The 19,496-nt window shown below is 54.4% G+C and carries 17 protein-coding genes; 9 read left to right on the forward strand and 8 right to left on the reverse strand.

Annotated features, from left to right (window positions below; genetic code table 11):
• Positions 1-2: 2 nt before the first annotated feature.
• The 4 genes from ACMYSK_RS07775 to ACMYSK_RS07790 form a co-directional block, all read right to left on the reverse strand.
• Positions 3-956, reverse strand: coding sequence for a zinc-dependent alcohol dehydrogenase family protein (locus tag ACMYSK_RS07775; protein WP_434641567.1), 954 nt, complete (start codon positions 954-956; stop codon positions 3-5).
• Between the two features lie 60 nt (positions 957-1,016).
• A complete protein-coding gene (locus tag ACMYSK_RS07780) occupies positions 1,017-1,910 on the reverse strand; it encodes an oxidoreductase (protein WP_434641569.1) in 894 nt (297 codons plus the stop codon).
• Between the two features lie 132 nt (positions 1,911-2,042).
• On the reverse strand, positions 2,043-3,572 hold the full coding sequence (locus tag ACMYSK_RS07785) for a DUF2235 domain-containing protein (RefSeq protein ID WP_434641571.1): 1,530 nt from the start codon (positions 3,570-3,572) through the stop codon (positions 2,043-2,045).
• Positions 3,573-3,712: 140 nt separating this feature from the next.
• A complete protein-coding gene (locus tag ACMYSK_RS07790; RefSeq protein ID WP_434641573.1) occupies positions 3,713-5,212 on the reverse strand; it encodes an aldehyde dehydrogenase family protein in 1,500 nt (499 codons plus the stop codon).
• Positions 5,213-5,443: 231 nt separating this feature from the next.
• On the opposite strand from ACMYSK_RS07790, the gene feaR reads away from it, so the two are divergent.
• The 3 genes from feaR (at position 5,444) to ACMYSK_RS07805 (ending at position 9,084) form a co-directional block, all read left to right on the forward strand.
• On the forward strand, positions 5,444-6,355 hold the full coding sequence (feaR, locus tag ACMYSK_RS07795; protein ID WP_434643983.1) for a transcriptional regulator FeaR: 912 nt from the start codon (positions 5,444-5,446) through the stop codon (positions 6,353-6,355).
• A gap of 859 nt (positions 6,356-7,214) precedes the next feature.
• On the forward strand, positions 7,215-8,660 hold the full coding sequence (locus ACMYSK_RS07800) for a sugar porter family MFS transporter (protein ID WP_434641575.1): 1,446 nt from the start codon (positions 7,215-7,217) through the stop codon (positions 8,658-8,660).
• Positions 8,650-9,084 carry a PTS sugar transporter subunit IIA gene (locus ACMYSK_RS07805; RefSeq protein ID WP_434641577.1) on the forward strand — a complete coding sequence of 145 codons (435 nt, stop codon included), beginning with the start codon at positions 8,650-8,652 and terminating at the stop codon, positions 9,082-9,084. Before ACMYSK_RS07800 ends, ACMYSK_RS07805 begins: the two co-directional genes overlap by 11 nt.
• A gap of 84 nt (positions 9,085-9,168) precedes the next feature.
• On the opposite strand, the gene ACMYSK_RS07810 is transcribed toward ACMYSK_RS07805, so the two are convergent.
• The 3 genes from ACMYSK_RS07810 to ACMYSK_RS07820 are packed head-to-tail and all read right to left on the reverse strand — an operon-like array spanning position 9,169 to position 12,321.
• Complete coding sequence (locus tag ACMYSK_RS07810) at positions 9,169-9,492, reverse strand: YdbL family protein (RefSeq protein WP_434641578.1); 324 nt, start codon at positions 9,490-9,492, stop codon at positions 9,169-9,171.
• Between the two features lie 7 nt (positions 9,493-9,499).
• Positions 9,500-9,685, reverse strand: coding sequence for a YnbE family lipoprotein (locus ACMYSK_RS07815; RefSeq protein ID WP_434641579.1), 186 nt, complete (start codon positions 9,683-9,685; stop codon positions 9,500-9,502).
• Positions 9,682-12,321, reverse strand: a complete 2,640-nt coding sequence (locus ACMYSK_RS07820) for a YdbH family protein (RefSeq protein ID WP_434641581.1) — start codon at positions 12,319-12,321, stop codon at positions 9,682-9,684. The genes ACMYSK_RS07815 and ACMYSK_RS07820 overlap by 4 nt, the downstream gene beginning before the upstream one ends.
• Before the next feature lie 212 nt (positions 12,322-12,533).
• Here ACMYSK_RS07820 and ACMYSK_RS07825 point away from each other — a divergent pair, with 212 nt between their 5' ends.
• From ACMYSK_RS07825 to hslJ, 3 genes are all read left to right on the forward strand, one after another.
• On the forward strand, positions 12,534-13,034 hold the full coding sequence (locus tag ACMYSK_RS07825) for a DedA family protein (RefSeq protein WP_434641583.1): 501 nt from the start codon (positions 12,534-12,536) through the stop codon (positions 13,032-13,034).
• Between the two features lie 146 nt (positions 13,035-13,180).
• Positions 13,181-14,170, forward strand: a complete 990-nt coding sequence (locus tag ACMYSK_RS07830) for a 2-hydroxyacid dehydrogenase (protein ID WP_434641586.1) — start codon at positions 13,181-13,183, stop codon at positions 14,168-14,170.
• A gap of 124 nt (positions 14,171-14,294) precedes the next feature.
• On the forward strand, positions 14,295-14,717 hold the full coding sequence (gene hslJ / locus ACMYSK_RS07835) for a heat shock protein HslJ (protein WP_434641588.1): 423 nt from the start codon (positions 14,295-14,297) through the stop codon (positions 14,715-14,717).
• Here the strand turns inward: hslJ and ACMYSK_RS07840 are convergent.
• Positions 14,714-14,980 (reverse strand): putative hemolysin, encoded by a 267-nt coding sequence (locus tag ACMYSK_RS07840; RefSeq protein ID WP_434641589.1) that lies wholly within the window; start codon positions 14,978-14,980, stop codon positions 14,714-14,716. The two genes, hslJ and ACMYSK_RS07840, sit on opposite strands and share 4 nt — an antisense overlap.
• A gap of 312 nt (positions 14,981-15,292) precedes the next feature.
• On the opposite strand from ACMYSK_RS07840, the gene ACMYSK_RS07845 reads away from it, so the two are divergent.
• Genes ACMYSK_RS07845 through ACMYSK_RS07855 form a run of 3 tightly spaced genes read left to right on the forward strand, consistent with a single transcriptional unit; the run spans position 15,293 to position 19,406 of the window.
• Positions 15,293-16,291 (forward strand): LacI family DNA-binding transcriptional regulator, encoded by a 999-nt coding sequence (locus tag ACMYSK_RS07845; RefSeq protein ID WP_434641591.1) that lies wholly within the window; start codon positions 15,293-15,295, stop codon positions 16,289-16,291.
• A gap of 45 nt (positions 16,292-16,336) precedes the next feature.
• Complete coding sequence (locus tag ACMYSK_RS07850) at positions 16,337-18,022, forward strand: glycoside hydrolase family 13 protein (RefSeq protein ID WP_434641593.1); 1,686 nt, start codon at positions 16,337-16,339, stop codon at positions 18,020-18,022.
• Positions 18,009-19,406, forward strand: coding sequence for a PTS transporter subunit EIIC (locus ACMYSK_RS07855; protein WP_434641595.1), 1,398 nt, complete (start codon positions 18,009-18,011; stop codon positions 19,404-19,406). Before ACMYSK_RS07850 ends, ACMYSK_RS07855 begins: the two co-directional genes overlap by 14 nt.
• Positions 19,407-19,496 lie beyond the last annotated feature (90 nt).

A 19,496-nucleotide genomic window follows, 5' to 3' on the forward strand; every position in this document is an offset into this window, starting at 1 on the left:
GGCTAATCTTCCGCGGTAAAATCGAGCAAAATTTTACCGTGACCAGCTCCCTGACCGCTGGCGCTTATCGCCTGTTGCCAGCGGCTCAAGGGAATCACGTCCACCGGCGGTAACGACGTTGCCGGCAGTCGTGACCAGATCTCGCGAAACGCCGCCTGCCAGGCGGCAGTTGACAGATCCACCTGCGCTTCGCGCAGATGGAATTTATACACCCGCGGAGTTGTGCGGGTCTGATTCAGCGCCTGCCCGGACAATAATCCGTAGGACACCAGCTCCGCATGCTCCGGCAGCACCGACAGCATCGCATCCGCCAGGGCGCCGCCAACGGCATCAAACACTCGATCGGCGTTCTGACTCACCTGTTCCAGCATCAACCGGTCGTCCTCAAGTACAGGATAAACGCCCTGCTGCGCCAGATGGTGAATATGCGATTCCGAACGGATCACCCCGCTCACCGACCGCGCCCCTTTTTGCAGCGCCCACTGCGCCAGCAGGCTGGCGCAGGAGGAGCCCGCCGCCGTCAGGACGATATTCAGGCCCTCCACCGGCCAGCGCCTGAGCATCAGCAGCGCAGTCAGCGGGTTAATATAGGCCCGGGCGGCCAGGCAATCGTCTATCTCATCGGGGACCGGTACCAGCCAGCCTTCGGCGATATCCAAATGGCTCTGCCAGGTGCCTTCTCCGCGCAGAGGCAGCACCCGCTGGCCGGGTACCACGCTGGCACCGGGCGGGGCGTCAACCACCACGCCAACCCCTTCATAGCCCGCCGTCGCCGGAAGCCGGGTTCGGTGGCGATAGGCGCCGGTAACAGGGATAAGATCGGAGGGGTTGACCGGCGCGTAGCGCATTTTGACACGTACGCTTCCCGCCGCCAGAGGAGGTAAAGGCTCGCGGCGCAGCCTCAGCGCCGATGAGGGTGGCCCATAATGGTCATAGCAAAGCGCATATTTCAGCATATTTAGCGTTCAGGACAGTAAAAGCGAGATAATAGCAGAGTCTGGCCGCCGTTTTACCCGTCAGCCCGGCCCGTCGCTGGCGGCGGCCAGCAGCGGTACGATAAGATCGCTCAGCGGCGTCGAAATACCGTGCAGGCGCCCACGGCGCTGAACGACGCCGTTGCGAATCGCCCATTCCAGCGGCAGCCCGCCTTCGCGGTCAATCTGAATCGAGGTACTGAGATCAGGGGGAGCACGATGAAATCCGTCGAGAATCTCCTGCGGCACGCTATTATCGAGCCTTGCACCCTCCGCGCGCGCAACGAGCAGGCATTCATGCAAATAGGCCAGCGCGATCTCGCTGATATCGGCACGAGCGAACACCCCGGCCCGGCGTCCGGTCAGCACCATCAGACCAGCCACCGCATTTTGCAGCAGCTTGCGCCAGGCGACGCTGGTGAAATCATCGGCCAGTGCCACGGCGCAGCGGGTTCCCTGCAACGCTTGCTGTACGAGGCGGGCGGACGGCAGATCCGGCAAGGTTAACCGCGGCTCCGCCCGCAGCCAGACAGAGGCATCGGGTTCGCGCTGTGCCGGAAACCACACCACCGCCGGGAGCACCGTCGCTCCCGCCACCTCACTGGCAAACTGCGCCTGCTGTTCAACGCCGTTTTGCAACACGCAAACCACCGTATGCGCATCACATAGCGCGCTCAGCCACGGGCTGATAGCGTGGTTCTGCGTCGCCTTCACCGCAACGAACACCAGGTCAAACGGTCGCGCAACGGCCGCCGGATCGGTCAGTACCGGCCCGGGAACGGTAATTTGCCCGCCGTCGAATCTGAGCCGCAGCTGGTGATGAGACGTTCGCCCACACACCACCGGCGTGCGCCCGACTTCATGCAGCGCCGCCGCTATCGTGGTCCCAATCGCGCCGGGCCCTATAAGGGCTACGGCAGGCTCCCGCGAGATCATATCCGCCTCCTGGTGATGAGTTCCGCCACGTCGGCGGTAAGAGATCAACAGTAGCGACAAACGCCGTCATTCAGCAAGTCCCCTGCGCCGATAACGCGGATAACGCGGATAGCGATGGATGCCTGCCACCACCTAACGGGCAATTGTCAGAGAGACGCTGCCGCGATTGTTATCGTACATTTGCCACGCATCGTTCGCGTATGCGTAGAAATAGCCGCTTTTAGCCGGCGTGAACCGGCATCCGGTCCCGATAACAACGATTTCATGCCGCGGCTCAGGCGCGTCGGCAGCAGAATCCGCATGATTGGCAACCACCCCAATAAGCGCGAACCACGGCGCCGTGCCGACGCGTCGGCTCAGCCAAAAATCTACGTCCTGGTTTTTGGTCGCCCCCTTCCACAGGGTTTCCAGTTTGTTGGCAACGGAGGCCATAATCTGCGCGGCCTCGCCGGGATAAAACTTCCCGTCATCGGTGCCGCCTGCGTCACAGGGCACCGAACCATCCACCCATTTCCCCGTAGCACTAAAACGATACTCAACCCCCGCCTCCAGCCAGACTCCCGTTTCATTCCAGCGTTCGCGCGCAAAAACGTCTAAAGTCGCCGGTTGTTCTGCCGTTACATTGGTGGCCGGTCGGTAGCGCCCGTGGAGCAGCATCGGCTGGCTTTGCCGCTGTATCACGCTGGCATCGACATCGGGACTCCCGCTGACAATCTGCGGTACGCTGCGCGGACAGGTATGCAGCAGCTTAAAAATGCCGGTTACCGAATCATGTTGCAGCCCCTGGGGATCGGGGGCCAGCTGAGTCTCAATACCCGGCAGCAGCGCAAGGCCCAGCGCTTCAGCCTCTGTCATCATCCATTGCAGGGTGATATCCGATAAGCCGCACTGCGCGTAGCCGCCGCCCACGTCAGAATGCACGCCGACGAACCAGCGCTGTTTCACCTTCGGGTTACCCGCCACGTTATCCCACAGCGTGGGGATGAAGCTCTGCCGCTGCTCATCCAGCGCCAGCGCATGGCGGGCATGCTCAACAATCGGGCTGAGTGAGGTATCGTGGAAGGCATACTTTTTCGGGTTATCCAGCAGATTGACTAACGCCATATCGTCGGGAATGCCCAGTGAGCCCACCGTTTCCCAAACGCCAATAAAATAGACAGGAATACTCTCTTTGGTTGGATGCCCCGTCGCAACCGAATAAAAGGGCCGGCCTACGCTGGCCGTTATTGCCGGTACGCTGCCCGCCGGCTGGCGGTACTGGCTGAAGAGATCGTTGATATCCTCCCAGACCTTATCGTCGCCGGTCCCCGCCTGGCTGGCGTTCAATAATCCGCAGCGTGCAATCATTCCGCCAAGGCTCCGGACGGTATAAGCCCCGCGACTAAAGCCAAACAGCCAGATGTTATCGCCGGGCTGATAGTGGGTCGCCAGCCAGTAGTAGGCGCTGATAATATTCTTATCAAGGCCTTCGCCGATCCCACCGCCAATATACCGATCGACCACACCGCCGTCGGTCCCCACGCCGGAGTGATAGTAAACGCGCTGATGACTATTTTCCGCCACGGCGTTCCTGAGTTTGACCACATTGGTCGGGGCGGGCTTTCCATCATCAAGCTGCTGGGGGGTATTCCAGGTACCGTCACAAAACACCAGTAAGTTCATAGGACCTCATCGCGGGCTGCGTTAGCAGCGGTCAGGATTGACAAGGTAAAAATAGCAGACGAGAAGGGGATCAGGAGGGCAATCGTCAAAAGCGCCCGACCCCGCGGTGCATCACCGGGAGCCAGGCACTGAGGCAGAGATTAATAACGTACGCAGACCGATTTCGTTTCGCACCAGTCGTCCAGCCAGTCCGGGCCGAAGTCGCGCCCGGTTCCGGACTGCTTCATCCCGCCAAACGGCAGGTTGGCATCGATAAGCGTATGGCTGTTGACCCATACCGTCCCGGCCTGCAGGCTATCGGTGTAGTTCAGCGCCTGGGTTAAATCACCGGTCCAGACGCTGGCGGTCAGACCGTAATCACTGTCGTTTGCAAGGCGTAGCGCCTCTTCACCATCGGCGACGCGGACCAGATTGACCACCGGACCGAAGACCTCTTCCCGGCTCAGGCGCAGCCCGGCATCCGGGTTAATGACCAGTGTTGGCGCAATATAAAAGCCCTGTGAATCCGGCCCCACCTGCCCGGAGATCAGCTCTGCTTTTTGCTTACGGGCCTCATCAAGATAAGCCGCGACCTTCTCACAGTGCCCTTTTGAAACCACCGGGTTAATCTGGGTCGTTTCCAGCATCCCAGGCCCCACCTGCAGCGATTTCACCGCCTGTTCAAAGCCGCTCACCAGCGTATCGAACAGCGGCGCTTCAATGTAGATCCGTGAGCTGGCAGCACACACCTGGCCCTGGTTGAGGAAGCTGCCGGTCATCAGCCCTTCAATGACCCACTCCGGGTTGGCATCTTTGAGCACAATCGCCGGGTTTTTCCCGCCCAGTTCCAGTGTGACGCGGGTCAGGCGGTCGGCGGCCACGCGGGCGATATGCTTACCGGTTGCGGTGGAGCCGGTGAAGCTGACCTTCGCCACCTGCGGATGAGAGGTCAACGCCGAGCCGCATCCGACACCGCTACCGGTGACAACGTTAAACACTCCGTCCGGGATCCCCGCCTCGGTGGCCAGCTCAGCGACGCGCAGCAGCGTCAGCGGCGTGGTCTCCGAGGGTTTGATGACGATAGAGCACCCCGCTGCCAGCGCCGGCATCACCTTCCACATCCCAATCATCAGCGGGAAGTTCCACGGCACGATACCGGCAACGACCCCCACCGGCTCCTTCCTGGTCCACGCCTGATAGCGTGCGCCCTGCGGGAAGGGAATCGACACATCGAGCGTGCGTCCGCTGATTTTAGTCGTCAGTCCGGCGGTATAACGCATCCAGTTCAGCGTACAGCCGACTTCAAATGCGCGAGAAATATTGATGGATTTCCCCTGCTCCAGCGTTTCCAGCTGCGCCAGCTCTTCGCCATGCTGTTCAACCAGGTCGGCAAAACGCAGCAGAATACGCTCGCGGTCGGCCGGCGTACGGCCTGCCCAGCTACGGGCGACAAACGCGCGCCAGGCTGACATCACGGCGCGATCGACATCGGCCGCGTTGGCATCCGCCGTGCTGGCGATAGCCTGCCCGGTCGCCGGGTTCCAGACGGTGAGCCGCTGCTCGCTCTGCGACGCTTGCTGGGTGCCGTCAATATATAAGCCATGCTGCCTGTCTAAAAACTGCTGTACGCTGGCAAGCAGCGCTACCTGTGCTGTGGACATATCGCTTCCTTATTCCTCTCGGATCGTGAATTGAGTCTACGACGAGCCCGGCGTTCGCGCTTTTTTCTCTGTGACATTCGTTTTTGCCGCTGTGACAGCCACCGCAATTAAACATATTGCGTGCGCAGAAATGTGCCTCAGGTAATAGTTCTTTCATATACTCCGCGTCTTGCTCTTGTATGCCACAGCGTAAATGCAACAATACAAAAACATTATGTTTACAAGAGACACATTATGGCGACGGCGGAGCACGGGCAGGACTACCAGCGCTGGTTGGCGAAAATCAATCAGGTCTGCGGCCATTTTGCCGCCCGTCCGCTGGAGGGCAACTTTCACGGGGAGATTGACGCCAGCTATGCGGGCAATCTGAAAGTCAGCACCGTCACCGCCTGCGGCGTCAATTTGTTCCGCACCCGCAATGAGATTAAGCGCAGCAACGACGACTGGTTTTATACCGTGTTTCAGCTCTCCGGCCAGGCGGCCATTGAGCAAGACGATCGTCAGGTGGTGCTGAGCGCGGGTGACATCACCCTGATTGATGCTTCCCGTCCCTGCTCCATCTTCTGGCAGCAGACATCGCGCCAGGCTTCCCTGCTGCTCCCCCGGCAGCTGCTTGAACAACAGCTGCGCGGCAGCGAAATTAGCATTGCCACCCGACTGGAAAAATCCCTGCCGATGGTCCAGCTCAGTCAGCGACTGTTGCACGAAAGCATGTGCAGCCCTGAATTGTCGGAAAGCGAGAGTGCCGCTGCCCTGGAGGCTATTGTCTGTCTGCTGCGTCCGATGCTGCATCAGCATGATGTTCAGCCCTCGCGCAGGGAAAAACAGTTCCATAAAATTATGGACTTAATTGATGAGTCCATTCAGGCGGAGCATCTGCGCCCGGAATGGCTGGCCAGCGAAACCGGGATGTCGGTTCGCAGCCTGTACCGCCTGTTTGCCGACAAGGGTCTGGTGGTCGCACAGTATATTAAGAACCGTCGTCTCGATCTCTGTGCGCGGGCGCTACTCAGCGCGCACGATGACGAAAAGCTGGCCGGGATTGGCTACAGCTGGGGATTCAGTGACCACAGCCACTTCTCTACCGCCTTTAAACAGCGCTTTGGCGTGTCGCCAGGGGAATATCGCAAGCGCTGCCGCTAGTTTTCGTAAGCCTCATCGCAAACTGCCCTGCAACTGGCCGGGTGTGCTTTGCTTTCGTCAGCTCGTTTCCCCGCTGTTATAGCCGGTTGACTGGTCTCCTCTACCCGCTTGCGCATTGCCCCGATTAAGCCGATTCCGCGACTCCCGGCCCCTACTCCGGTACGGCCTGGCCTTTCGCTGCGAAAAAAACAAAATCACATAAAAAAATGTAAAATGGAATTTTAATTTCATTATTAACGGTAAGGATTTAAAAGCGTGACTCGTATCAAAAATTTAACTTTTAATTCAATGATTTATTTTTGCTGACCTCACAATGACCGATGAAATTTATCTTTTATTATCAATGAGATAAAATCCACGCCTTTTCAAAAACCGCATAAAATGTTTCGTCATAAACATTTTTAAATGAAATGAAATTTTCAATTTGTGATCTATTTGTGATTTTATTTCATTCGCGAATGGCATATTACCCTTCGATAAAACGCAACCTGTCCACTCTCGGCGGTACGCAAACCCGCAGGCACGGAGGAGACCATGAAGGAAGTAAGAACAGGACTTATCGCTACTGGCCACAGGGGAACGTTGTCATCAATTCCGCGCGAAAGCGGCCGTTGGTTCGCCGTATGAATGCCGATAGCCAGCATCGCGGATGCAATACGCATTCCAGAGACACTGATAACACACCATCAATCAAAAACACGCCTATCGCCCGTATTTATTTAGCCTACTGCGATGAAGGCGAATAATCGCACCCGAAAATATTTCACCAGCGTCATTGGTCGACAGGATAAAAACTGCGGGCGACGGCCAGGGAGAAACAGGATGACCGGTGCTGTTAATGAAAATAAAAGGTATGAAAATGTCAGCTATCATGAAACTGAACGTACAGCAAAGAAAGCGGCTTCACCAAATAACACTCGTGGCAACATTTGGTGGCCTGCTATTTGGCTATGACACTGGGGTTATTAATGGTGCATTTTCTTCACTGAAGCAATATATGGCCCTGACGCCAACGACTGAAGGCCTGGTCATGAGCGTATTGCTGGTGGGCGCCGCTATTGGCAGCGTCTTCGGTGGGACCCTTGCAGATTATTTTGGCAGACGCAAATATCTGCTCTGTCTGTCATTTATTTTCCTGGTCGGGGCATTAATGTCGGCCCTCGCACCGGATATCACCGTCCTGCTGATTTCCCGCTTCCTGCTGGGATATGCCGTTGGGGGCGCTTCCGTCACGGCACCGACGTTTATTTCCGAAGTTGCGCCAACGGAAATGCGCGGCAAACTCACCGGCCTGAATGAAGTTGCCATTGTTATCGGGCAGCTGGCCGCCTTTGCCATCAACGCCATTATTGGCATCGTCTGGGGCCATCTCCCGGAGGTGTGGCGTTATATGCTGATGGTGCAGGCGATACCGGCAATTTGTTTATTTGTCGGAATGTTGCGTTCACCGGAAAGCCCACGCTGGCTGGTCAGTAAAAACCGCCATCAAGAAGCGCTGGAAGTCTTAAAGCAGATCCGCTCGCCGGAGCGCGCGGCGCAAGAATTCGCCGATATTTCAACCCTGATCAAAGTCGAAGCCGACCGAAAAGTCAGTACTCAAAATGCGTTTATGACCATCCTTAACACGCCGTGGATTTTTAAATTGCTGCTGGTGGGTATCATCTGGGCCGCATTACAACAGACCACCGGGGTCAACGTCATTATGTACTATGGCACGGAAATTCTGAGCACGGCCGGATTCTCAGAAAGAACGTCCTTAATATGTAACGTGCTCAATGGGGTATTCTCCGTGGGCGGGATGCTGATTGGGGTCTTTTTCCTCGTTGACCGCTTTAAGCGCAAAACCATCATTATTTACGGCTTTGCCATTATGGCGACGCTGCATCTGATCATTGCCGGCGTCGATTACACGCTGGTCGGCGATCTCAAGGCAACGGCCATCTGGCTGCTCGGTGCGATGTTTGTCGGGGTTATGCAAGGAACCATGGGCTTTATTACCTGGGTGGTATTAGCCGAACTGTTCCCGCTGAAATTCCGCGGCCTGTCGATGGGTATTTCGGTATTCTTCATGTGGATCATGAATGCGATTGTCAGCTATTTGTTCCCTCTGCTACAGGCCAAACTCGGGCTGGGTCCGGTCTTCCTGATTTTTGCGGCGATTAACTATCTTGCCATTATCTTTGTGGTCACCGCGCTCCCGGAAACATCAAACAAATCGCTGGAGCAACTGGAAGAAGAATTATCGTCTAATAAATATGATGCACGGCTAAATAACGGCGCGGAGGTCGCTCATAATGATCGCTAATATTACACAAGAGAATCTCCACCTTGGTTGCAAGGCTAAAAATAAGGCAGAAGTCTTGACCATGCTGGGGGCGGAATTTAAAAAGAAAGGCTACGTCAGCGAAGACTGTATCGTGTTTCTTGAGGAAAGAGAGCGTCAGGTTTCCACCTTTTTAGGTAACGGGATTACGCTCCCCCATCTGCCGAAATCTGCGACCAGCATTATTCTTCGAACCGGAGTAGAAATTTTCCAGTTCCCTGATGGGGTTATCTGGGACCGAAGCAACGTCATGTTTATTGCGATTGGGGTGATTGCCAAAGAGAAGGAACATATTGATGTTCTGAAGGACATCGCGTCTATTTTCAGTGATGAAATTATTGCCAACGCGCTGTCGTTAATCTCCAGTAAGCAGGATTTTATGACGATTTTACAGCAGCACCGTTAGCCATAACGCTGAACTGAAGCCTGGCCGCTGATGAACGAGAGTGTCATCAGCGGCCATTTCGTTCAAGCAAAAGTTATGGAGGTGCTATTTACGCAGCCATTTGCCGTTTATCCCCTGAACGTACTCACCGGGCTGCGCCCGTGACACCAGCTTCTGCCCGGCCATTTTGGCCACCTCGTCCACCGGCAGATTATTATCATCCGCCAGCTGCTGGTAGCTTTCGCTCCTGGCCGAGTTTATCTGTTTGACCAGCGCCAGCGTTTCCTTGTCCTGACGCAGCGGCGCCAGGTAGCCGTTAAGCGTTTCGCCAACCCGCCCTTGTTCCCGCGCTTCCCCCAGCGTCAACGCCAGAGCCGATGAGCTGAAGAGGCCAAGCGCCAACGCCGCCGTTAACAGTCGTTTTCTCATCGCCACCTCAGAATAGATCGCTACGCGACTTCAGTAACTCTTCAACATCCTTATCCACTTTGATATGAATCTCATGTTCAATTTTGACATTCATATTGATGGTGATCGGCTCTTTTGACGCCGCGATTTCAATTCGTGGCGTACAGCCCGCCAGCAGCATCGTCATCAGCATCGCCGTTAGCAATTTCATCATTGTTGTTCCTTACACTTTTTACTGTCCGTACAGCTGCGCACGGGGAGCACGGCATTTTGCTCAAACCATGCCTGCAAATTGTCGCCAAAACGTAAACTGCGCCACAGGTCAAAAATATTCTCTTCATGAGAATAGTTTAAATGCACCGTATTACTCTGATCCCCGACGCGGCTGGTGCCGCTGATGGTCGCCTTCAGCGTCAGCATGCCGAGATTATCGAGATCGATGCGCGTCCATGAACGGGAGATCTCCATATAGCGCAGCCAGTTAATCGCCGCGCCGGCGGAGATATTATCGTTGACCATGGCATCCGCCATGTCCTTATCAAGACGTAACGTCATCGGTCCCGGGTTACCCAACCAGCCGTCTTTAATAATCCATTTGTCATTGTTCAGCCACAGCGGCAGCGCGCCGTTAAATGCCCCTGACATGGCGAATTGCTTTATATTCACCGCGCTCACCAGTTCGCTGCTGGAGATGTGCTGTAGACGCAGTAGCGCCGGATCATGCTGCGGCATGCGCAGCTGCTGCATAGTCACCTGACCACCGAGAATGTCCACGCTGACGTTGCTCAACTGAAGCGGGTCGCTTTCACTCCATGGCCAGGCCCCCTGGAGGTCCGCCGAGAGATTTTTCGCCGTCACCTGGTTGACGATTTCGCCAATACGCAGCGACACCGGCCGACGGGTACCCAGCTGCCAGACTCCCTGACTAAAGCGGAAAGGCAGAACAAAATCTACGCCATTAATCTGATTGTCCGGCATCCAGGCGCTGCCGCCTTTTAAGACGCCGTGGCCGCCGGCCTCAAATCCCTGGCCAGCTGCCGCCGAGAAGGCAACCTGCGCATACAGCATCCCTTCACGCAGGTTCATTTTCCAGTCCGGCGGCACCAGCGGTTGAAACACGGTTAACGACTGTTTTGGCCACCAGGCCTGACCCCGCAGACGTTCACCATCCCAGCGACCGGCGACCCGTACGGGACCAATTTTATTGGCGTGAAGCGCCCCGTTGAACTGGAACCAGGTCGGGTCGCGTCCGTCGATATTGAACTTTAAGGTTGAAGGAGGAAGTTCGCTGCCGCTGCTAAAGCTGGTTTTCCCCGCATCCAGCGACAGCGCTCCGGTCAGTCTCGGGTGCTGTTCGCTGCGCAGCCAGTGCACCGGCTCATCCAGGGTTAATCGCGGGGTGCTGACCAGCATGGTGCCATACTGAAGCTTATCGAATCCCGTCGACAGACTGTTCAGTACGATCGAGCTGTCTATCCACGCGCCCGCACCTTTGACATCCCACTTTGCCTGCATCGGCGTGAAGTGCCCCTCTCCCCAGTAGCGCCACTGCCAGCGGCCGCTGTCGGGCATAAAATTGTCGGCCTGACCATCGAGATGTAGCGAGAAGTCACCCATTTGCTGTTCGTGAGCGCGCAGAATCGCCTGCAGACGGCCGTCAACGCCCTGTTGCGTGACCTTTACCCCAGCCAGCGGCAGGCGGACTTCGTCAATATTGAGAGAATCAATGACCCGACCACGGGAGCGCAGCAGCGCGCCGGGGTGGAACACCAGCGCCGGGGTGGCCAGCGGGCCGCTGAGATTCGCCGGTAGCACGGCGTAGACAATCAGATCGCCAAGCTTGGCCTCACCGGTCAGCTGCAACGGCATGTCGGTATTGTCCATGCTCAGTTTACCCGGGCCTATCGTCAGCACGGCGTTCCCTTTCCCGGCTTCCCCGTGGGTGAGAACGTTCAGACGGCCGCTTACCTGCATCTGCTCGGTGCCCTGTTGCCAGTTGCCAACGGACAGCGCCACGCGCCCGCTCAGCGGATACCCGGCATATTCAGTGCTCCAGCGGCCATCGCTGATGGCGATGCGTTCCGGGGTAATTTCCCACGGCAAATCGAGCATCGGCTCAACGTCGCCGCGCGGCGTGACCACCAGCTGCCCGCGGTTTTTCTGCCATTCAAGTTCCGCATCAACCAGCCCGGCCGTTTGCGGGAACTCAAGCGTGGCTATCAGATGACCGTCAACCGGCAATCCGTCGGGTACCAGCGGCATATGAAACTCGCCAACCAGCTTCACCGGCGCCTGATCCTCGACCAGCTGTGCAGAAAAGTTACTCACCGTCAGCGCCTGCCCGCGCAGGCGAGCCTGAAGCGTCATCTCTTTGCCGCTGTAGCCGATATCCTGCTGCTGTGGAGTCAATGACATCACCAGCCGACCCTGCCACTTCTCCCACGGCGAGAGGCGCAGATTTTCAATTGTCAGCCAGCTATAGGGCAGCATCGACTGCCATTGTGCCAGGGTGCGCGGCGCACCGGCCGCCGGTTCACTTTCTGGTAGCTTGCTCAGACAGGCGCTGTTGATATCGAGCTCGTCAACGTGCAGCCGCCAGCGGCTGGGATGGGAGAGTTGAACGTTAGTTATCCGGGCCAGCTCGCAGTCGCCGACCAGATAGCGTAAATCGGGAATGCGTAGCGCAGAACGCGTCAGGCGCGGACTATCATGGAGCGAGATCCGGGTGCCCTCGGGCAGCCAGATCCCGGCCAGCGTAGGTACCCAATGGGTAAGCGTCGACAACAAGGCCAGCGGTAGCAGAATGAGGGCTAACACCAGCGCGATGGCGGCTTTATATTTACCCTTCATGGGCAGTTAATATCCTGATTCAACAAAAGTATAAGCCGAAAGTAGCGCATATTGTGGCACGTTCGACCAGTGAGTTAAAGTTTCTATCCAGCCTAAGAATAGTTGCTGCGGCGTCATCGCTGCGGTGAATTTTTGCCATTCGCTTATTTAACCCCCATTTAGCCAACGGCTGTCACACTCCCAGGAGTTATTCAAACAAGTGGGTGGATCCCGTGGAGTTTTTTGTTTCGCTTATTGAATATGCCCAGCGCCACTATTCATTCCTGCTGCTGCTGGTCTTCCTGCTGACGTTCAGCAAATCCTGTGCCCTGATTTCGCTGCTGGTGCCGGGTACATCCGGGCTGCTGCTTTTTGGTCCACTGGCGTCTGGCAGCCTGAATCACTTTTTACTTATGTGGCTCACCGCCAGTCTGGGAGCCATAGGTGGATTCTGGCTTTCCTGGTGGCTGGGACGACGCTATCAGCATCGCTTGCTTGAGTTCCGCTGGCTACGCGGCGAACGCCTGACCCGCAGCCTGGTTTTTCTACAGCGTCACGGCGAGTGGGCGGTGTTTTTCGGCCGCTTTCTCTCCCCGCTTCGCGCCACCATCCCGCTGGCGAGCGGTGCCAGCGGTACGCCGTTCTGGCGGTTTCAGTTGGCCAATATCAGCTCGGGGCTACTCTGGCCGCTGGTGCTGCTGGCTCCCGGTGCCTTCAGCGTGAGTTTTTGGTAAAACACATTGTGTTTTAAACAGATACCTCAACTCAGCGATATGCTCTAGAATTATCATTATACCCGTTAAGCTAAACTAATTTTTAAGATTTGTATGATTATTTTAAATATGCTACCGTGACGGTATAATCACTGGAGAAAAGTCTTATGAAAATCGCTGTGTATAGTACGAAGCAGTACGATAAAAAGTACCTTCAGCATGTTAATGATGCATATGGCTTTGAACTCGAGTTTTTCGACTTTCTGTTAAACGAAAAAACCGCGAAAACGGCCAACGGCTGCGAAGCCGTGTGTATCTTCGTTAACGATGACGGAAGTCGCGCGGTACTGGAAGAGCTGAAATCACACGGTGTGAAGTACATCGCTCTGCGCTGCGCCGGGTTTAACAACGTCGATCTTGATGCGGCAAAAGAGCTGGGGCTGCGCGTAGTACGTGTTCCTGCCTATTCGCCGGAAGCCGTAGCGGAACATGCCATCGGCCTGATGATGTCCTTAAACCGCCGTATCCACCGTGCCTATCAGCGCACCCGTGATGCCAACTTCTCACTCGAAGGCTTAACCGGCTTTACCATGCACGGTAAAACTGCCGGGGTAATCGGGACCGGCAAAATCGGCGTCGCCACGCTGCGTATTCTGAAAGGGTTTGGCATGCGTCTGCTGGCGTTCGATCCCTATCCAAGCGCCGCAGCGCTGGATCTTGGCGTGGAATATGTCGATTTGCCGACGCTGTATGCGCAGTCCGACGTTATCTCCCTGCACTGCCCGCTGACGGACGAGAACTACCATCTGCTGAATCATGCGGCGTTTGATCAGATGAAAGACGGCGTAATGGTGATCAACACCAGCCGTGGGGCGCTGATTGATTCACAGGCGGCAATCGATGCTCTGAAACACCAGAAAATCGGCGCACTGGGCATGGACGTCTATGAAAACGAACGCGATCTGTTCTTTGAAGATAAGTCCAACGATGTGATTCAGGATGACGTATTCCGTCGCCTCTCTGCCTGTCACAACGTATTGTTCACCGGGCACCAGGCTTTCCTGACCGCCGAAGCGCTGATCAGCATTTCACAAACCACCCTGGATAACCTGCACCAGGTTGACGCCGGCGAAACCTGCCCGAACGCACTGGTCTGACGGTCCTTTCCCTTTTGTGCCCTCCCTCTGCGGGGGCACATTCAGATAATCCCCACAGAAAATGCCTGCAGTAAAATGACATTCTGCTTATCTGTTAGATGTGAAAAATGTTTTTGGAGGAATAATGAACAAGTTTGCTGCACTGCTGGCGGCAGGAATGCTGTTATCTGGCTGTGTTTATAACAGCAAAGTCTCCACCGGAGCGGAGCAACTTCAGCACCATCGTTTCGTTCTGACCAGCGTTAATGGCCAGGCCCTGAAGGCTGGGGACAAACCGCTGGAGCTGAGTTTTGGCGAAAATATGTATGTTTCAGGAAACATGTGCAACCGCTTTAGCGGCAAAGGTAAAATCAGCGGTGGCGAGCTGAAGGTCAGCACGCTGGCAATGACCCGTATGCTGTGCACCGATTCCCAACTCAATACGCTGGATGCTACGCTGAGCAAAATGCTACGCGATGGCGCACAGGTTGACCTCACGGAAAATCAGCTGACGCTGGCCACTGCCGATCAAACGCTGGTCTATAAACTCGCCGACCTGGTTAACTAGTAGTTACCGCAGCTTCCACCCGCTAACGCTTGCTCGCTGCAGCGCTTCCCGTTGGGCAGAGCGCACATGCCAATCGCCGAACCATCAAGCTGCCGCGCCACGGATAATGAGCCGCCAACCATCGCACAGTTCGCCTGGCCTGAGCTGCTCATCGCGGCACGCATTCCTGGCGACACGTGTGCCGCTGTTGCCTGTTGAACAGGTTCACTACTACAGGCCGACAATAATAACGCGGCACACCCCACTAAAAACGCAGCTCGCATCGTCTCTCCCCTCAGAAACTTCCCAAAATAAACAAACCCAAGAATAATAGGCAGCGCAGCGCCGCACGTCGAGAGGCGAAATACGTATTTATGCGTCCTGTTAACATTTCCTAGCAAATTTTCTGGCCAAACGTTGATCTTGTCAGGGGGTGTTCCCCTGTGATGAAAATGACTGAAAGCTGCACGATCGTAGCCGTTCCCTGCCCTCTGGCATTTTGTTGTGAAGTCGATCATGTTTTAAAAAAAGGTGATTGACTTATGCATCGGCTGAAAATAGTTTACAGCGCTATGATAACGATTTCATAAAATCACATGGCAACCATAAAAGACGTAGCAGAAAAAGCAGGATTATCCGTCACCACGGTCTCCCGTTTCCTGAATAATCATCCCTATATTTCGGATGATAAAAAAGAAAAGATTCTGGCGGCGATGAAGGCGCTTGATTACGAGCCGAGCACCGTTGCCCAGCAGATGCGTGGAGTAAAAACGTACCGTATCGGCGTGCTTATCTCGCGTATTACTAACCCGTTCTTCGCCAGCCTGGTTGACGCGCTGGAGGTCACCGCGCGCAAAAATGGCTATTCGGTATTAATCGTGCAAAACCACGACAGCGCAGGTGAAGAAAAAAACTGCCTCGATCTGCTGAAGAAGAAGATTATCGATGGCCTGATCTTATGTGCCGTCGAAAACGATAAAAACGTGCTGGAAAAATACCAGCAATATGGGCCGATCCTGCTGTGTAATACCAGCATTGAGGGTATCAATCTACCGGTGGTAAAAGTTGACGATCGCCAGGCAACCTATAATGCCGTGATGTACTTGATCAACAAAGGCTATAAAAATATCGCCTATTCCACCGGCGGCGCATTTGAACAGAAAGGTCACGGCAGCAGAAGAAATCACGGCTTTAGCGACGCCATGCTGGCGGGCAACCTGACAATTAATCCCGCGCTTATTTTCCGCCAGATGCATACCTATAAAGACGGACAGCGTCTTGCCGACACCATTATGCAGATGGATATCGATAAACGCCCCGAGGCTATCTTTACCGGAAGTGACGAAGTTGCCTGCGGCTTAATTGCCAGCCTGACCGCCAGAGGCGTTAACGTTCCGACAGATCTTGCGGTAATGGGCTTCGATAATTTACCGGTTGCGGAAATGATTAACGTCCCTCTCACCACCGTCAGCCAGCCTGTAGAACAGCTGGGGCGAATTTCAGTTGAACGCCTGCTTTCACTCATTAACGGCACTCGTTATCAGTACGATGAACAAGATCTGCAATCTGAATTGATTATCAGAGCGTCGGCTTAATTTTTTTATATCAATATGGTATCGATTTCATACCAAGGAGAAACAATGAATACTCCCCGGCAGTCCGCATGGTGGAAGGAATCTGTCATCTATCAGATTTACCCTAAGAGTTTTTATGACAGTAACAATGATGGGATCGGCGACATTCGCGGCATTATTGTGAAGCTGCCTTATCTGAAAACGTTAGGCATCACCCTAATCTGGGTATCGCCGTTTTATCAGTCGCCAATGGCGGATAACGGTTATGATATTGCCGACTATTTTGCCGTAAACCCTGACTTTGGCAGCATGCAGGATGTCGATGAACTTATTGTCCGGGCCGCGGAAATGGGTATCAAAGTGATGATTGACCTGGTGGTCAACCATACCAGTGACGAGCACGCCTGGTTCCAGCAGGCGCTGGCGGACCCCGACTCCCCCTACCGCGATTATTACATCTTTAAACCGGCGGTTAACGGCGCCCCGCCGAATAACTGGCGTTCCATTTTTGGCGCCAGCGCGTGGGAAAAAGTCCCCGACGAAGAGATGTACTACCTTCATGTTTTCCATAAAAAGCAGCCCGACCTGAACTGGGAGAACCCGGCATTACGTGAAGAGATTTATGCAATGATTAACTGGTGGCTGAATAAAGGGATCGCAGGCTTTCGCATTGACGCGATTACCTTTATTAAAAAGGACCAGGATTTCGGATCTCTTCCGGCCGACGGCATCGATGGCCTCGTCTCCATTAAAAGCAAAGCCCGTAACAGACCGGGAATTGAGATATTCCTGAACGAGCTAAAAGAAAAAACCTTTAAACAATTTAATTGTGTGACCGTGGGAGAAGCGCCTGGCGTGCCGCTGGATGAATACGATCGCTTTATCGGGCCCGAGGGGTATTTCGACATGATATTTGATTTTCATGCCGCCGATATCGACGTGGAAAATGGCTCGGAATGGTTCCGACAGCGCAACTGGCGTGTAAAAGAGTTCAAAGAGACGCTGTTTGCCAGTCAGCTGGCGTTTATTCGGGCTGGATGGGGGACCACGTTTATCGAAAATCACGACCAGCCTCGTGCCCTGTCCAAGCTTATCCGGGACGTTAACTACCACAACGAGACTGGTGCCACGGCGCTGGCGGCAATGTACTTTTTTATGCATGGAACGCCGTTTATCTACCAGGGGCAGGAGCTGGGGATGAAGAACTTTTGTCGCACGGATATTAGCGAGTTTGATGATATTTCCAGCCTCGATAACTTCTCCCGTTCGCTGGCAGAAGGCTTTAGCGCCGACGAGGCGATGGAGTTCATTAACCGACGTTCAAGAGATAATGCGCGCACGCCGTTTCCGTGGTCCAACGCCATCAACGGAGGGTTTAATCAAGGGGCGAAACCGTGGCTGGCATTTACATCCAGCGATTTTTCAGTGAATGCAGAAAGTCAGGTCTCACGGCAAAATTCCGTTTTTTGGTTCTACCAGCGGATGATTACCTTAAGAAACGTCGAATTTCCCGAGACCCTGATTTATGGCACATTTAAGCCGCTGCATAACGTTGCCGATGACATTATCGCCTATGAGAGATGCTCTGACGACGTTCGTCTTATCTCCATCACTAATCTGAGTAGTAAAGAGCAGCCGGTTGAATTACCGGACGGCGAAGTTTTACTCAGCAATGACGACAATAGAACTTCGCCGTTAAAACCCTACCAGACCATTCTTATTAAGGGATGCGTTAAAAATGAACAAATATAAAAATATCGCTGTTGAAATAGTCAATACTATTGGCAAGGATAATATCGCCTCGGCCACCCACTGTGCGACGCGCTTGCGTTTACAGGTGAAGGACCGCGAATCGATTGATGACGAGAAAATTCGCCATATTAGTGAAGTGAAAGGCGTATTTTATAATTCAGGTCAGTACCAGATAATTCTCGGCACCGGCATCGTCAACAAAGTTTACCAGGCATTTGTTGACGAATTCCAGGTGGCTGAGGTTAGCAAGGATGAAATGACCCGACAGCAAACGGGCAAACTCCAGCGGGGCATTCGCAACCTTTCCGATGTCTTTGTCCCTATCGTTCCGGTGCTTGGCGCCACCGGTCTGTTTCTGGGCCTGAAAGGGGTCATTTTTAATGATACCGTGCTGTCCTGCTTTGGCAGCAGCGTGCAGGACATTCCCGTTTATCTGCAGACCCTGGCCACGGTACTTTGTGATACCGCGTTTGCGTTTCTCGCAGCATTTATTTGCTGGTCGGCCTTTAAAAAATTTGGTGGCACGCCGATTATCGGCTTTCTCATTGGCCTGATGCTGGTCTCACCGGCACTTCCCAATGCGTATGATGTGGCATATGGCCATGCCGCCCCGATTTATGTATTTGGCTTTATCCCACTGGTTGGTTATCAGGGCTCGATTCTCACCGCGCTGATTACCGGTATTATTGGTGCGAAACTCGAAATCTATTTCCGGCGAGTTATGCCGAACGCCATGGATCTGATTTTCACGCCCTTTATTGTGATCCTGATTGCTATTGCTATTGCGCTATTTGTTTTAGGTCCTCTGGTACACGGATTTGAACACTATGCCGTGATGGCTATTGGGCAATTCCTCGCCCTACCGGCCGGAATTGGCGGCCTGCTGATCGGATTTATTTATCCCATCGCAGTGATGACCGGGATGCATCATATGTTCATTATGATTGAAACGTCCCTGATTGCCGGCACCGGCTTTAATCCACTGATTACGGTTTGCGCCATGTATGGCTTTGCTAATGCCGCCGTGTGCCTGGCCATCTCGCTGAAATCGAAAAATGCGGCCTTTAAAACCGCCGGTATATCCGCCACGCTCACCCAGCTGCTGGGAGTTTCTGAGCCAGCCCTCTTCGGGATTGTGATGCAGTCAGGTATCCGCGCCATTGCCGTGATGCTCACCAGCTCAGCATTAGGCGGGATGATCCTCTCTCTTTTATCGATCAAAGCTAACGCCTATGGCCTGGCGGTGCTGCTGTCACCGCTGATGTACATATACGATCGTTATCAATTCATTAGCTATATTACCGTCGGGATTGCGGTATTTATTTTCGCATTTATTGCCGCCACCCTGTGCGTGAACACAAATAAAGCGGCAGGAAAAAAATGAAATAAAGACTACCGCGAGATATTCCATCACCTGACCCGTTAATAACACTATTTTCACTTTTTAATGGCACTATTCCCGTGCTGCGGGCGC

The sequence above is a fragment of the Klebsiella sp. I138 genome (assembly GCF_051131765.1).
GTDB lineage: Bacteria > Pseudomonadota > Gammaproteobacteria > Enterobacterales > Enterobacteriaceae > Klebsiella.

Excerpts from the sequence above, each read along its gene's own strand:
- ACMYSK_RS07775 (WP_434641567.1), bottom strand. The coding sequence starts at position 956 with ATGCTGAAATATGCGCTTTGCTATGACCATTATGGGCCACCCTCATCG.
- ACMYSK_RS07780 (WP_434641569.1), bottom strand. The coding sequence starts at position 1,910 with ATGATCTCGCGGGAGCCTGCCGTAGCCCTTATAGGGCCCGGCGCGATT.
- ACMYSK_RS07785 (WP_434641571.1), bottom strand. The coding sequence starts at position 3,572 with ATGAACTTACTGGTGTTTTGTGACGGTACCTGGAATACCCCCCAGCAG.
- ACMYSK_RS07790 (WP_434641573.1), bottom strand. The coding sequence starts at position 5,212 with ATGTCCACAGCACAGGTAGCGCTGCTTGCCAGCGTACAGCAGTTTTTA.
- ACMYSK_RS07800 (WP_434641575.1), top strand. The coding sequence starts at position 7,215 with ATGTCAGCTATCATGAAACTGAACGTACAGCAAAGAAAGCGGCTTCAC.
- ACMYSK_RS07805 (WP_434641577.1), top strand. The coding sequence starts at position 8,650 with ATGATCGCTAATATTACACAAGAGAATCTCCACCTTGGTTGCAAGGCT.
- ACMYSK_RS07810 (WP_434641578.1), bottom strand. The coding sequence starts at position 9,492 with ATGAGAAAACGACTGTTAACGGCGGCGTTGGCGCTTGGCCTCTTCAGC.
- ACMYSK_RS07815 (WP_434641579.1), bottom strand. The coding sequence starts at position 9,685 with ATGATGAAATTGCTAACGGCGATGCTGATGACGATGCTGCTGGCGGGC.
- ACMYSK_RS07820 (WP_434641581.1), bottom strand. The coding sequence starts at position 12,321 with ATGAAGGGTAAATATAAAGCCGCCATCGCGCTGGTGTTAGCCCTCATT.
- ACMYSK_RS07830 (WP_434641586.1), top strand. The coding sequence starts at position 13,181 with ATGAAAATCGCTGTGTATAGTACGAAGCAGTACGATAAAAAGTACCTT.
- hslJ (WP_434641588.1), top strand. The coding sequence starts at position 14,295 with ATGAACAAGTTTGCTGCACTGCTGGCGGCAGGAATGCTGTTATCTGGC.
- ACMYSK_RS07840 (WP_434641589.1), bottom strand. The coding sequence starts at position 14,980 with ATGCGAGCTGCGTTTTTAGTGGGGTGTGCCGCGTTATTATTGTCGGCC.
- ACMYSK_RS07845 (WP_434641591.1), top strand. The coding sequence starts at position 15,293 with ATGGCAACCATAAAAGACGTAGCAGAAAAAGCAGGATTATCCGTCACC.
- ACMYSK_RS07850 (WP_434641593.1), top strand. The coding sequence starts at position 16,337 with ATGAATACTCCCCGGCAGTCCGCATGGTGGAAGGAATCTGTCATCTAT.
- ACMYSK_RS07855 (WP_434641595.1), top strand. The coding sequence starts at position 18,009 with ATGAACAAATATAAAAATATCGCTGTTGAAATAGTCAATACTATTGGC.